General features: G+C 71.2%; 11 protein-coding genes. 7 read left to right on the forward strand and 4 right to left on the reverse strand.

Annotation, left to right across the window (positions count from 1 at the left end; translation table 11 throughout):
• Window position 1 precedes the first annotated feature (1 nt).
• The 5 genes from cbiQ (at window position 2) to O3W51_RS05350 (ending at window position 6,658) form a co-directional block, all read left to right on the forward strand.
• A complete protein-coding gene (cbiQ, locus tag O3W51_RS05330; protein ID WP_138354716.1) occupies window positions 2–766 on the forward strand; it encodes a cobalt ECF transporter T component CbiQ in 765 nt (254 codons plus the stop codon).
• A complete protein-coding gene (locus tag O3W51_RS05335; protein WP_187144905.1) occupies window positions 763–1,557 on the forward strand; it encodes an energy-coupling factor ABC transporter ATP-binding protein in 795 nt (264 codons plus the stop codon). The genes cbiQ and O3W51_RS05335 overlap by 4 nt, the downstream gene beginning before the upstream one ends.
• A gap of 35 nt (window positions 1,558–1,592) precedes the next feature.
• Window positions 1,593–3,248, forward strand: a complete 1,656-nt coding sequence (locus O3W51_RS05340; protein WP_138354715.1) for an FAD-binding dehydrogenase — start codon at window positions 1,593–1,595, stop codon at window positions 3,246–3,248.
• Window positions 3,249–3,422: 174 nt separating this feature from the next.
• Complete coding sequence (locus O3W51_RS05345) at window positions 3,423–5,222, forward strand: glycoside hydrolase family 6 protein (protein ID WP_138354714.1); 1,800 nt, start codon at window positions 3,423–3,425, stop codon at window positions 5,220–5,222.
• Between the two features lie 236 nt (window positions 5,223–5,458).
• Window positions 5,459–6,658 (forward strand): serine hydrolase domain-containing protein, encoded by a 1,200-nt coding sequence (locus tag O3W51_RS05350; RefSeq protein ID WP_269284176.1) that lies wholly within the window; start codon window positions 5,459–5,461, stop codon window positions 6,656–6,658.
• Window positions 6,659–6,733: 75 nt separating this feature from the next.
• On the opposite strand, the gene O3W51_RS05355 is transcribed toward O3W51_RS05350, so the two are convergent.
• Together O3W51_RS05355 and O3W51_RS05360 are read right to left on the reverse strand one after the other, a co-directional pair.
• On the reverse strand, window positions 6,734–8,353 hold the full coding sequence (locus O3W51_RS05355; RefSeq protein WP_198358454.1) for a penicillin-binding transpeptidase domain-containing protein: 1,620 nt from the start codon (window positions 8,351–8,353) through the stop codon (window positions 6,734–6,736).
• Window positions 8,354–8,525: 172 nt separating this feature from the next.
• Window positions 8,526–10,334, reverse strand: a complete 1,809-nt coding sequence (locus O3W51_RS05360) for a dolichyl-phosphate-mannose--protein mannosyltransferase (protein ID WP_443048243.1) — start codon at window positions 10,332–10,334, stop codon at window positions 8,526–8,528.
• Window positions 10,335–10,639: 305 nt separating this feature from the next.
• Between O3W51_RS05360 and rsmI the strand changes: the two genes are divergently transcribed.
• Entirely contained in the window at window positions 10,640–11,542 is a 903-nt protein-coding gene (rsmI, locus tag O3W51_RS05365) for a 16S rRNA (cytidine(1402)-2'-O)-methyltransferase (protein WP_138354711.1), read from the forward strand.
• Between the two features lie 28 nt (window positions 11,543–11,570).
• Here rsmI and O3W51_RS05370 read toward each other — a convergent pair whose 3' ends face one another.
• Together O3W51_RS05370 and O3W51_RS05375 are read right to left on the reverse strand one after the other, a co-directional pair.
• The gene (locus O3W51_RS05370; protein ID WP_138354710.1) at window positions 11,571–12,335 is read right to left on the reverse strand and encodes a glucose 1-dehydrogenase; all 765 of its coding nucleotides are present in this window, start codon (window positions 12,333–12,335) and stop codon (window positions 11,571–11,573) included.
• Window positions 12,336–12,337: 2 nt separating this feature from the next.
• The gene (locus O3W51_RS05375; RefSeq protein ID WP_138354709.1) at window positions 12,338–13,108 is read right to left on the reverse strand and encodes a TetR/AcrR family transcriptional regulator; all 771 of its coding nucleotides are present in this window, start codon (window positions 13,106–13,108) and stop codon (window positions 12,338–12,340) included.
• 215 nt (window positions 13,109–13,323) lie between these two features.
• On the opposite strand from O3W51_RS05375, the gene O3W51_RS05380 reads away from it, so the two are divergent.
• Complete coding sequence (locus tag O3W51_RS05380) at window positions 13,324–13,674, forward strand: hypothetical protein (protein ID WP_138354708.1); 351 nt, start codon at window positions 13,324–13,326, stop codon at window positions 13,672–13,674.
• Window positions 13,675–13,752 lie beyond the last annotated feature (78 nt).

Consider the following 13,752-nt stretch of genomic DNA (forward strand, 5'->3'; position numbering starts at 1 on the left):
GATGGGCGCGGGACACGCGCACCGGCTCTACCGGCACGGGCACTCGCCCGTGCACGGGATGCCCCCGCACTGCAAGATCGCGGCCGTCTTCGGCTTCGTCCTCGTCGTGGTCTCCACCCCGCGCGAGGCGATGTGGGCCTTCGGCCTGTACGCGGTGCTGCTCGTGGCCGTCGCGTTCCGTGCCCGCGTCCCGATCGCGTTCCTGCTCCGCAGGCTCGTCATCGAGGTGCCGTTCGTGGCCTTCGCCGTCCTGCTGCCGTTCGTCGCGACCGGCCCGCAGGTCCACGTCCTCGGGATGTCGCTGAGCGAGAACGGCCTGTGGGGCGCCTGGAACGTACTGGCCAAGGGCACCCTCGGCGTCGCCGCGTCCGTGCTGCTCGCCGCCACCACCGAGCTGCGCGAGCTGCTGCTCGGCCTCCAGCGGCTGCGGATGCCGCCGCTCCTCGTCCAGATCGCTTCCTTCATGATCCGCTACGGCGATGTCATCACCGACGAGATGCGGCGGATGCGGATCGCCCGGGAGTCGCGCGGCTTCCAGGCCCGCGGCGTCCGGCACTGGCCGGTCCTCGCGAAGTCCGCGGGCGCGCTGTTCATCCGCTCCTACGAACGCGGTGAACGCGTCCACCTGGCGATGGTCAGCCGCGGCTACACCGGCACGATGCCCGTCATCGACGACGTCACCGCCACCCGCGCCCAGTGGTCGCACGCCGCCGTACTCCCCGTACTGGCCCTGGCCGTCTGCCTGACAGGATGGACGCTGAGATGACCACCGAACCGACCCGTGACCCGGCCGCGGGCCCGATGCCGCCCTCGCTGGACGTCCGCGGCCTCGCCTTCGCCTATCCCGACGGTCACCAGGCCCTCTTCGGCGTCGACCTGAGCGTCGCCCGCGGTGAGCGGGTGGCGCTGCTCGGGCCCAACGGCGCGGGCAAGACCACCCTGGTCCTACACCTCAACGGGATCCTCACCGGCGGCGCCGGCACGGTCACCGTCGGCGGGCTGCCCGTCGGCAAGAAGCACCTCGCCGAGATCCGCCGCCGGGTCGGCATCGTCTTCCAGGACCCCGACGACCAGCTCTTCATGCCGACCGTCCGCGAGGACGTCGCCTTCGGGCCCGCCGCCGGGGGGCTGCGCGGCCCGGAGCTGGAAGCGCGCGTCATGACCGCCCTCGACCAGGTCGGGATGGCCGACTTCGCGGCCCGCCCGCCGCACCACCTGTCCTTCGGACAGCGCCGCCGGGTCGCCGTGGCCACGGTGCTCGCGATGCGGCCGGAGATCCTGGTCCTGGACGAGCCCTCGTCCAATCTCGACCCCGCGTCCCGCCGCGAGCTGGCCGACATCCTCCGCTCGCTGGACGTCACCGTCCTGATGGTCACCCACGACCTTCCGTACGCCCTGGAGCTCTGCCCCCGCGCGGTCGTCCTCAGCGACGGCGTCATCACCGCCGACGGCCGTACCCAGGAACTCCTCTGCGACGAGGACCTGATGCGGGCGCACCGGCTCGAACTCCCCTTCGGCTTCAACCCCCGCTCGGTGACGGCCCCTACCGCGAGGTAACGTGCCCCCAACCGTCGAACCCGGAGGGCACCGCCATGGCAATGGACGCGGACGTCATCGTCGTAGGAGCAGGGCTCTCCGGGCTGGTGGCGACAGCGGAGCTGGCCGCCGCCGGCCGCAAGGTGATCCTGGTGGACCAGGAACCCGAGGCGTCGCTCGGCGGCCAGGCGTTCTGGTCGTTCGGCGGGCTGTTCCTGGTCGACTCGCCGGAGCAGCGCCGGATGCGCATCAAGGACAGCCCGGAGCTGGCCCTCCAGGACTGGATGGGCACGGCGGGCTTCGACCGCCCGGAGGACCACTGGCCGCGCAAGTGGGCCGAGGCGTACGTGGACTTCGCCGCGGGTGAGAAGCGGGCCTGGCTGCACGAGCGCGGCGTGCGGTTCTTCCCGGTGGTGGGCTGGGCCGAACGCGGCGGCTTCCTGGCGACCGGCCCCGGCAACTCGGTGCCGCGCTTCCACATCACCTGGGGCACCGGCCCCGGCATCATCGAGCCGTTCGTCCGCCAGGTGCGCGAAGCGGTCGCGCGGGGCCGCGTCGAACTGCGGTTCCGGCACCGGGTGACCGGGCTGAACACGACCGACGGCACGGTGGACGGTGTGACCGGCGAGATCCTGGTCGCCGACGGCGCCCAGCGCGGTGAGGCCAGTTCGCGCGAGGTGCTCGAGGCGTTCACCCTGACGGCGCAGGCCGTCATCGTCACCTCCGGAGGCATCGGCGGCAACCACGACCTCGTCCGGAAGAGCTGGCCCGCCCGGCTCGGCACGCCCCCCGAGAAGCTGCTGTCCGGCGTCCCGGCGCACGTGGACGGCCTGATGCTCGGCACGGCCGGTGCCGCAGGCGCCAACCTGATCAACGGCGACCGGATGTGGCACTACACCGAGGGCATCGAGAACTGGGACCCGATCTGGGCGCGGCACGGCATCCGGATCCTGCCGGGCCCGTCGTCGCTGTGGCTGAACGCGCGCGGCGAGCGGCTGCCGGTGCCGCTGTTCCCCGGGTTCGACACTTTGGGGACGCTGGAGCACATCATGACGACGGGCTACGACTACACGTGGTTCGTCCTCACCCAGAAGATCATCGAGAAGGAGTTCGCGCTCTCGGGATCCGAGCAGAACCCGGACCTGACGGGCAAGAGCGTGCGCGAGGTCCTCAAGCGCGCGCTGCCGGGCGCGACCGGACCCGTCGAGGCCTTCAAGAAGCACGGTCCCGACTTCGTGGTCGAGAACGATCTGCCGGCGCTGGTCCGCGGGATGAACGCGATCACCAAGGACGCGCTGATCGACGAGACCGCGCTGCGCCGCGAGATCGAGGCGCGGGACCGGGAGATCGCCAACACGTTCACCAAGGACCTCCAGGTCATGGCGCTGCGCGGAGCGCGCAACTACCTCGGCGACAAGCTGATCCGCACGGCGTCGCCGCACCGGATCCTGGACCCGAAGGCGGGCCCGCTGATCGCCGTCCGGCTGAACATCCTGACGCGCAAGTCGCTCGGCGGACTGGAGACCGACCTCGACGGACGGGTGCTGCGGGCGGGCGGGGAACCGTTCGGCGGGCTGTACGCGGCGGGCGAGGCGGCCGGGTTCGGCGGCGGGGGCATGCACGGCTACCGCTCGCTGGAGGGGACGTTCCTCGGCGGCTGCATCTTCTCCGGGCGCACGGCGGGCCGGGCGGCGGCAGCGGCGACCGCGTAGCGGCGGGCCGGGGTTCCGGCTGACGGCGGTTCTGTTCGAAGCGTTGACAGGACTTGGTCAACGCTCAACTATGGGAGCGCTCCCACGTTAAGAGCGTGTAACCGCAACAGGCATCAACGCACCACCTCCCTCGACGACTTGAAAGCTCACCCCCACTCCGGAGGTAGTCCGCACATGAGAGCCGCAGCGCAACAGCCACGCCAGCTACCACCGCCACGACACCGCCGTACGGCCGTGCTGGCCGCAGGTCTCCTCATCGCCACCGCGGGCGGGACCGCGGCCGCGTTCACCGCCACCAACGCCTCGGCCGCCACGGACGCGGCGGCCGGATGCACGGTCGCGTATACGGTGCAGAACCAGTGGGACACCGGCTTCACCACCCAGGTGACCCTCACCAACACCGGTCCCGCGGTCACTTCTTGGACGCTGGGCTGGTCGTTCGCCGGCAACCAGAAGGTCACCCAGGGCTGGAACGCGGACATCGCGCAGAGCGCCGCCGCCGTCACCGCCAAGAACCTCTCCTACAACGGGACCCTGGCGACCGGCGGCTCCACGAACTTCGGCTTCAACGGCTCCTACAGCGGCACGAACGCGAGCCCCACCGCCTTCACGCTCAACGGCGTCGCCTGCAACGGCGGCACGCCGACCACGCCCCCCACGACGCCACCGACCACTCCGCCCACCACGCCTCCGACCACGCCTCCGACGACCCCGCCGCCCGGCACCCGGGTCGACAACCCGTACGCCGGCGCCAAGGGCTACGTCAACCCCGAGTGGTCCGCGAAGGCCGCGGCCGAGGCCGGCGGCAGCCGTATCGCCAACACGTCGACCGCCGTATGGCTCGACCGGATCGCCGCGATCAACGGCGTGAACGGCGGCATGGGCCTGCGCGCCCACCTGAACAAGGCGGTCACCCAGGCCGCGGGACAGCCGCTCACCATCGAGCTGGTCATCTACGACCTGCCGGGCCGTGACTGCGCGGCGCTCGCCTCCAACGGTGAACTCGGCGCGACCGAGCTCGCCCGCTACAAGGCCGAGTACATCGACCCGATCGCCGCGATCATCGCCGACCCGGCCTACGCCGCGCTGCGCATCGTCACGATCGTCGAGCCGGACTCGCTGCCCAACCTGGTCACCAACGCGGGTGGCACCGCCGGCTCGACCGAGGCGTGCGCGACGATGAAGGCCAACGGCAACTACGAGGCCGGCGTCGGCTACGCGCTGCACAGGCTCGGCGCGTACTCGAACGTCTACAACTACATCGACGCCGGGCACCACGGCTGGCTGGGCTGGGACACCAACCTGGGCCCGGCCGCCCAGGAGTTCCTGAAGGCCGCGACAACGGGCGGCGCCACCGTCAACGACGTGGCGGGCTTCATCGTCAACACCGCCAACTACGGCGCGACGACCGAGCCGTTCTTCAAGATCACCGACAGCGTGAACGGCACCTCCGTGCGCCAGTCGAAGTGGGTGGACTGGAACCAGTACGTCGACGAGCAGAGCTACGCCCAGGCGCTGCGCAGCCTCCTGGTGACGACCGGCTTCAACTCCGGTCTCGGCATGCTGATCGACACCTCCCGCAACGGCTGGGGCGGCGCGGCCCGGCCCACCGGACCGGGTGCGACGACCTCCGTGGACACATACGTCAACGGCGGCCGACTCGACCGCCGTATCCACCTCGGCAACTGGTGCAACCAGTCCGGTGCCGGTATCGGCGCACGGCCGACCGCGGCTCCCGCAGCCGGGATCGACGCCTATGTGTGGGTGAAGCCGCCGGGTGAGTCCGACGGTGCCAGCTCGGCGATCCCGAACGACGAGGGCAAGGGATTCGACCGGATGTGTGACCCGACCTACACCGGCAACGGTCGCAACGGCAACAGCATGAGCGGTGCGCTGCCGGACTCGCCGCTGGCGGGCAAGTGGTTCTCCGCCCAGTTCCAGGAGCTCATGAAGAACGCCTACCCGGCGCTGTAACCGCTCCAGGACCGGGCCTGCTCCCGGTCCCCGCCATCGGGTCCTGCGTTCGGTCCCGGCCGCGCCCCGCTCGGATTCCGCGAGCGGGGCGCGGCTCATGCCCGCTCCCAACAAGTTCCCGGAAGGTCCTGGAAGGTCCCGGAAGGTATCGGGGAAGGCCGGGGTTGGGATGTGGGGGTGCGCCGTGCACCATGGGGGTGCGGATTCATGTCGGGCGCGGAGCGGGAGCGACAACGGTGGTGGACGTCCATGGGACGGTGACGGACGGCTTCGAGCCGGTCCGCGAGGCGTTCGCACGCAACTTCGAGCTGCGCGGTGACCGCGGCGCGGCCTTCGCCCTGTACCGCGACGGCCGCAAGGTCGTCGACCTGTGGGCGGGCACGGCAGGCCCCGACGGTGACGAGCCCTGGCAGGAGGACACCGCGCAGATCGTCCGGTCCGCCACCAAGGGCCCGGCGGCGGCCTGCCTGCTCCTCCTCCACCAGCGCGGCCAACTCGACCTGGACGCGCCCGTCGGTACGTACTGGCCGGCCTTCAAGGCCGCGGGCAAGGACCGGGTGACCGTACGGGACGTCCTCGCGCACCGGGCAGGCGTTCCCGCACTCGATGTGCCCCTCACCCCGGAACAGGCCCTCGACGGGGTGTCCGGCCCCCGCGCCGTCGCCGCGCAGGCCCCGCTCTTCGCGCCGGGCACCACCCACGGCTACCACGCCCAGACCTACAGCTGGCTGCTCGGCGAGATCGTCCAGCGGGCGTCCGGGCGCAGCCTCGGCCGGTACATCGCCGAGGAGATCACCCGGCCGCTCGGCCTGGACCTGTGGGTGGGCCTGCCGCCCGGCGAGACCCACCGCGTCGGGCGGATCGCCGACGTCCCGCCGCCGCCCGCGCCCGCCGCGAGCGGGCTGCGCGCCCGCCCCAAGCAGTCGGTCCACGACGCCTACGCGAACCCGGACTCGCTCACCCGCCGGGCCTTCGCCGCGATCACCCCGCTCCCGGACGAGAACGACCCGGCCTACCGGGCCGGCGAACTGGCGGCCTCCAACGGCATCGCCACCGCCCGCTCACTGGCCCGCTTCTACGCGGCCCTGATAGGCAACGTGGACGGGTACCGGGAGAGCGACGCCGAGAGCAGGATGCTCTTCGCCCCGGCCACCGTCACCGGCGCCCGCACCGTCGAGTCCGACGGACCGGACCAGGTGCTCGTCGTCAACACCCGGTTCGGCCTCGGCTACATGCTGCACGGCCCGTCCTCCCCGTTCCTCGGCCCCGCCTCGTTCGGCCACCCCGGCCGCGGCGGCCCGCTGGCCTTCGCGGACCCGGACGCCGGTATCGGGTTCGGCTACATCACCAACGGCATGCAGAAGAACGTCACGTCCGACCCCCGCGCCCAGGCCCTGCTGCGGGCGGTACGGGAGTGCCTGGCGGCGCTGCGCTAGGGCGCGTGTCAGGCGTCGTGGGCCAGGCGGGACTTTCGCAACCCGCCCTAGTGGGGGCCGCCGGTCGCACGTGGCTTACGAGGCCTTGAGGACGGCCGCGACGATGGGTCCGGCGGAGTCGCCGCCGTGGCCGCCGTTCTGCACGATGGCGCTCGCGGCGACATCGTCGCGATAGGCGAGGAACCAGCCGTTGGGCTGCCCCTCCCCGTCCTCGGCGGAACCGGTCTTCGCGCCCACGTTGCCGCCGACGCCGCTCATCGCGGTGGCGGCGGTGCCGCTCTGCGCGGTCTGCTGCATCATCCGCTGCAGCGAGCGCTTGACGCCCGGGGAGAGCGGAGTGGTGCTGATCGAGGGCCGGCCGGCGATGAGGTCGGCGGCCACGATCCGCGGCTGGTGGAAGCTGCCGTTCTTGGCGGTGGCCGCGACGGACGCCATGTCCAGCGGGCTCGCGGTGATCTTGCCCTGGCCGATCATCTCCGACGTCAGCTCGTCGCCCGTGCCGCCGGGGACGCTGCTGTTGACGGACTTGACGCCGATCTCCCAGTTCTGGTTGAGACCGAAGACGTCGTGCGCGGTGCTCTGGAGGGTGGTGCCGGGGACCCGGTGGGCCTGCGAGATGAAGGCGGTGTTGCAGGAGTTGGCGAAGTCCCAGGCGAAGTCGGCCTGCTCATTGCCCTCCTTCTCCACGTTCTTGTACATCTTGCCATTGTCGATGTTGTCGTGCGCCTTGCACGGCACCTTGGAGCTGGGTGTGAGCCCGGCCTTCAGCAGCGCCGTCGCCGTCACGACCTTGAAGGTCGATCCGGGTGCGGCATTCGGGCCGAAGGCCAGGTTGGTGCCGGTCGCCGGGTTGTTGGCGACGGCGAGGATCCCGCCGGTGTTCACGTCCAGCGCGGTCACGGCCGACCCCGACCGCTTCAGGACGGCCTTCTCGGCGGCCGCCTGGATGTCCGCGTCCAGCGTGGTCGGGAACTTGCTGCCGGTGCCCTTGGTGATGACGTGCAGCGTCTCGGTCACGGCGCCGTCCGCGCCGTCGATCCAGGTCTCGACACCAGGGGTGCCGCCGGTCGCCTTGGACGCGTAGGTGGTCCGCAGCTGGGTGAAGAACCGTCCCAGGGACGGGTACTTGGCCGGATCGAGGACCTTGTCGTGCCGGTCGGTGAAGTCCAGCGTCGGCTGCTTGGCGGTACCGGTCTCCAGGCTCGCGCCCTCCGCGAGCTTCGGGTGCACGACGGCGGCCTTCCACTGCACGACGGGCTTGCCGCTCGTGCCACGGATGACGGTGAGGGCGGAGTCGTACGCCCACGGCGAGGTCTTGCCCTGGAACGACAGGGTGGCGGCCACGTTGAACGGCACCTTGGCGCCGACGGGAGTACCCGGGGTGAGCTTGACGGCCGAGACGTGCGCCTTGTCCTTGTACCCGCTCAGCGCGGTGGTGGCGGTCTGCACGGAGTCCGTGAGGCCCGCGGCCTTCGCGGTGTCCCCGGAGGCCCAGGCAGCCAGGAAGTCGGCCGCGGTCCCGGTGATCTCCTTGGCGTCCGGCGGCTGCGTGCTCTTCGCCGAACCGGCGTTGCCCGTCGACGACGTGCTGTCGCTGTTGAGCGCGTCCAGCACGTTGTAGACCCCGTACCCGGCGACCCCGAGCATCCCGGCGACCACTCCACCGACTATGCCGAGCTTGGCACCCCGCTGCATTTCCCGTCCCCCCTCGTGAACTGAACGCGTTCAAAGAAAGCGCTCTTCACCGCACTTTACGTGACCGCAGTGACGCAGGGGGTCTCATTCCGGGCAGGCGTCGATATCAGGTGCGGACCGAGCGCCCAGGACCAGCCACTCCGATCAACCCGCCCCGAGGGGGCCTCCGGCGTCAGATCCAGGAGTCGAACCACATCCGGGCACGCCAGGCGTCCATCGAGATCGGCATCCCCGTGTAGATCGGGAAGAAGTAGATGAAGTTCCAGACAATCAGCAGGACGAGTGTGCCCGCGCCGACCGCGCCCCACATCCGGCGGCGTTCGTCGGAGCCCGGGGGGCCGAGGATCGCGCCGATCATCATCGCGACGGCGAGGCAGAGGTAGGGGACGAAGGCGACCGCGTAGAAGAGGAAGATCGTGCGGTCCTGGTACATCATCCAGGGCAGCCAGCCGGCGAACGCGGCGCACAGGATCGCGCCCGCCCGCCAGTCGCGGCGGAAGCCCCAGCGGTAGAGCAGGTACAGCAGCGCGAAGCAGGCCGACCACCACAGCAGGGGGGTGCCGATGGCGAGGATCTCGCGGGCGCAGCCCTTGGCCGCGGTGCAGCCGGCCTCGCCGTTCTTCGGCGACTCGTAGAAGTAGGAGACGGGCCGGCCCAGGACCATCCAGCTCCACGGGTTCGACTGGTACATGTGCGGCGTGGAGAGGCCGATGTTGAACTGGTAGACCTGGAACTCGTAGTGCCACAGGCTGCGCAGCGCGTCCGGCATCCACGTCATGTCGAACTGGTGCAGGTCGATCCGGCCGATCAGCGGCAGCTTGATGTGGTCGGGGGACAGGCCCTTGCGGTGTGCCGCCCAGTCCCGGCCGTAGCCGCCCTTGCTCACGAACCAGCCGGTCCAGGAGACCAGGTACGTGCCGATGGCGACGACCACGACGGACAGGAACGCCCAGCCGGTGTCCTTGCGCAGCACCGCCACGTACGGGCGCCTGGCGCCGGCGACCCGGCGCGAGCCGGCGTCCCACAGGATGGTCATCAGCCCGAACGCCGCCAGGAAGTACAGACCGTTCCACTTGCTCGCGCACGCCAGGCCCAGGAACAGCCCGGCCGCGAACCGCCACGGCCGCCAGCCCATGCTGCCGCGGTCCCCGACCCGGCGGTCCGGGCGCGCCACACCGTCCTCGCCGACCGGCAGCGCCGCCGCCAGCCGGGCCCGCGACCAGTCGCGGTCCACGACCAGACAGCCGAACGCGGCCAGCGCGAAGAACATGATGACCAGGTCGAGCAGGGCCGTACGGCTCATCACGTAGTGCAGACCGTCCACCGACAGCAGGAGGCCGGCCAGGCAGCCCAGCGCGGTGGAACGGAACAGCCGGCGGCCGATCCGGCACACCATCAGCACCGACAGGGTGCCGAGCAGCGCGACCATGAACCGCCAGCCGAACGGGTTCAGGCCGAACAGCTGCTCACCGACCGCGATGACCCACTTGCCGACCGGCGGGTGCACCACATAGCCCGGATCGCGCGACAGCGGGATGATCTGGGGATCGGCCAGGATCTGCGCATTGGAGATCTTGCCGTCGGTCCAGGTGCCCTCGTAGCCGAACTTGAGCAGCGACCACGCGTCCTTCGCGTAGTACGTCTCGTCGAATATCACCGCGTGCGGGGTGCCCAGGTGCCAGAAGCGGATGAGGCCCGCCATCAGCGCCACGAGCAGCGGACCGCCCCATCCGGTCAGCCGCGCCACCCTCGACGCCGCCGCCTGGCCCAGGCCCAGCGAACCCCAGAGCCGGGTCCCGGGCTCCGGGAACGGCACCACGAGGCGGTCGCGGACGTCCACGTGCGGCCGGTCCGTATAGCCGAAGCGGCGCAGCCGTCGCTGCCATGCGCTGGGCTGCGGCTCCGGGTGGAGGAGGCCCTCGTCCCGCTCGGCCTGAGTCGCGGTGTCACTGGTCACCGGGCCATCGTAGGGATGTCGCATGCCGGTTCGGGTCCCGGGCATGCGGATTCCACCCTCGAACCCACCCTCCGATGACAGGAAGCCGCCCTTTTCCCCTTTCCTGTGCGTTTCCTGTCAGCGGTTCAGCCCCTGGGGGCACCTCCCAAGGGTGGCTGGGGGAGTTCGAGGCGACCGTTCGGCCCGGCCGGCGTTTGGCGGCCACGGTCAGGGCTGCCTGCGTCCCACCCCGTTTTTTCAGCCCGGCCGGCGTTCGAGGCCACTCCACCCCCACCCCCAGGCCGCCCGCCGATTGAGGGCAAAGGGCGGGCGGGTGGGAAGCTGGACCCGTGACTAGCTCAGCGGCAGGCGTAGGCGTACTGGTTCTGGCGGGGACCCCCATCGGCGACATCCAGGACGCGCCACCGCGCCTCGCCGCCGAACTGCTCGCGGCGGAAGTGATCGCCGCGGAGGACACCCGGCGGCTGCGCCGGCTGACGCAGGGCCTCGGCGTGCACACGACCGGCCGGGTCGTCTCGTACTTCGAGGGCAACGAGAGCGCCCGCACCCCCGAGCTGGTCGAGGCGCTGGAGAACGGCGCCCGCGTCCTGCTCGTCACCGACGCGGGCATGCCGTCGGTCTCCGACCCCGGCTACCGGCTGGTGGCGGCGGCCGTGGAGAAGGGCATCAGGGTCACGGCGGTGCCGGGCCCGTCGGCGGTGCTGACGGCGCTGGCGCTCTCCGGGCTGCCCGTCGACCGGTTCTGCTTCGAGGGCTTCCTGCCGCGCAAGGCGGGGGAGCGGCTGGCGCGGTTGCGCGAGGTGGCCGACGACCGTCGCACCCTGGTGTATTTCGAGGCGCCGCACCGGATCGACGACACACTGGCGGCGATGGCGGAGGCGTTCGGTCCCGACCGGCGCGCGGCGGTGTGCCGTGAGCTGACGAAGACGTACGAGGAGATCAAGCGCGGCCCGCTGAAGGAACTGGCCGCCTGGGCGGCGGAGGGCGTGCGCGGCGAGATCACCGTCGTCGTGGAGGGCGCCCCGGAGCGGGGGCCGTCGGACCTCGGCCCGGCCGAACTGGTGCGGCGGGTGATGGTGCGCGAGGAGGCCGGGGAGCGCCGCAAGGAGGCGATCGTGGCCGTGGCGGCGGAGCTCGGCCTGCCGAAGCGCGATGTCTTCGACGCGGTGGTGGCGGCGAAGAACGCGGCCAAGGCGGCGGAGAAGGGGCCTGGAGCGCCTGCGGGGGCCTGAGAACCGGACCCCCGCGCGCCTCCCCGTCCTACTGACCCATGACGTACTTGACCGTCGGACCGGCCGTCCAGCCGCCGTCCACGGCGAGCTCGGCGCCCGTCACGTACGAGGCGGAGTCCGAGAGCAGGAAGATCACGGCGCCCGCGATCTCGTCTGCCTCGCCGACCCGGCCCATCGGGGTGTTCGGGAAGTTGCCCTCGCCCCGCTGGATGCCGACGGACGCCGTCATGGCCGTGTACGTCATACCGGGGTGGACGGAGTTGACGCGGATGCGGGAGGTGCCCAGCTCCACCGCGCCGATCTTGGTGAGGCCGCGCACGCCCCACTTGGACGCGCCGTAACCCGCGGTGAGGGCGATGCCCATGAGCCCGGCGGCGGACGAGATGTTGACGATCGAGCCCGCGCCGCGCTCCTTCATGGCGGGGATCACGGTCTTCATACCGATGAAGACGCCGGTGAGGTTGATGTCGAGGACGTTGCGGAAGTATTCGACGGAGGCGTCCTCGATGAACTTCCCCTCGGCTATCCCGGCGTTGTTGACGAGGCCGTCGACGCCGCCGAACTCGGTGACCGCGAAGTCCGCGACCGCCGCCCAGCCCTCCTCCGACGTGACGTCGTGGTGCAGGAAGCGGGCCCGGTCGCCGAGCGCGGCGGCGGTGGCCCTGCCGTCCTCCTCCAGGACGTCGGTCAGGACGACGTTGGCGCCTGCCGCGACCGCCTGACGGGCGGTCTCGGCCCCCAGGCCGCGGGCCGCGCCGGTGATGATGACGGTCTTGCCGGTCAGGTCGTTCATTTTCAAGCTCCCTGTGGAGTCGGGGTCGTCGTTGGAGGAGTGGCGTCGGTCTCGGGGTCGGTCCGGGGTGCGGACGCGGTCTCGGGGACGGGCGCGGGCGCGGTCTCGGGGACGGTCTCGGGCGCGGGCGCGCGCAGCATGGCGGTGGTCATGCCGACGAGGTCGGCGAGGAACAGCGGCTCGTCGGTGAGGGTCCGCGTGCCGTCGAGGTACTGGCGGGCCCGGTCGCCCAGGGCCGCGCCGATCAGGGTGAGCGCGAGGTCGAGGCGTTCCAGGCGTACGGGTTCCGGCAGCCCGTCGAGGCGGTCCTCGATGAGGCAGATGAGCCGCCAGTAGCCGGTGCCGGCCAGCGTCGGATGCGGGGTGCGGGTGCGTACCCCGCTCTCGTGGCTGAGCTGTGCGGAGATCAGCAGGCAGTGCCGTCCGCCGTCGGTGGCGAGCTCGGTCGCCTCGGCGTCGACGAGCGCGGCGACCAGCGCACGCAGGTCCGGCCCGGGGGCCTCCCGCGGGTCCGGCCCCGGGGCCGCGTCCGCGAGCAACTCGGCGAGCCGTGGTGCGAGCGCCGCTTCCGTCCGGTCCTGGCGGCCGGCCATGACGGCGTCGAGCAGGCCCTGCCGCGATCCGAAGTGGTACTGCACGGCGGAGGGGTTGGACTGGCCCGCGAGACGGGTGATGTCGCGGGTCAGCGCGCCGTCGACGCCCTTGAGGGCGAAGAGTTCCCCGGCCGCGCGGAGCAGTTTGCGGCGGGTCTCGGGTCCGGATGTTCTCGCCATGGGAACATGCTAATGCACAGCATTATTAAGTGTCGTGACGTACGTCACGTGCCTAAACTCGGACGAGGGCAAAGCAAAGTAGCGCACTACCCACTTACGGCCCAAAACTGCCCCAAGAGTCGTATACCCCTGCTGCGGTATCGGCCGGAAAGGCGTTCGCTGGTAGTGGGAAGACCCGCTCCGGACGCCTCGTCCGGAGGGCAACAGGAGCTGCCATGAGCGAGATCGTCGGATCCGACACCACCGTCTCCGAGGCGTACGCCTTCGCGTGCCTCAATTGCGGCCACGGCTGGGAGCAGTCGTACGACATCGAGCACCATGTCGACGCGAAGGGTCAGCCCTTCGTCACCTACACGACCGCCGGCGAGAAGGTGCCGTCCCCGCTCACCCGCCCGACCTGCCTGAACTGCGGAGGGCACAAGGTGCGGATCATGCGGTCGGGTCAGGTCTCCGATGTGATGTCGCTGTGGAACACCCCCACGGGCGAGCGTGCCGTGCACCGCACGCACCACTGGTCCCTCCTGCACCGGCTGCACCGCAAGCACGGAGAAGCCGACACGGCCTGACGGCGGTCTGACGCCGGGCCCGTCCGAATCCCCGGCCGGCCTGACCCCGGGCCGTAAGCGCCGACCCCCTGTCCGCCC

Source organism: Streptomyces sp. H39-C1, from assembly GCF_027158125.1.
Classification (GTDB): Bacteria; Actinomycetota; Actinomycetes; order Streptomycetales; family Streptomycetaceae; genus Actinacidiphila; species Actinacidiphila fildesensis.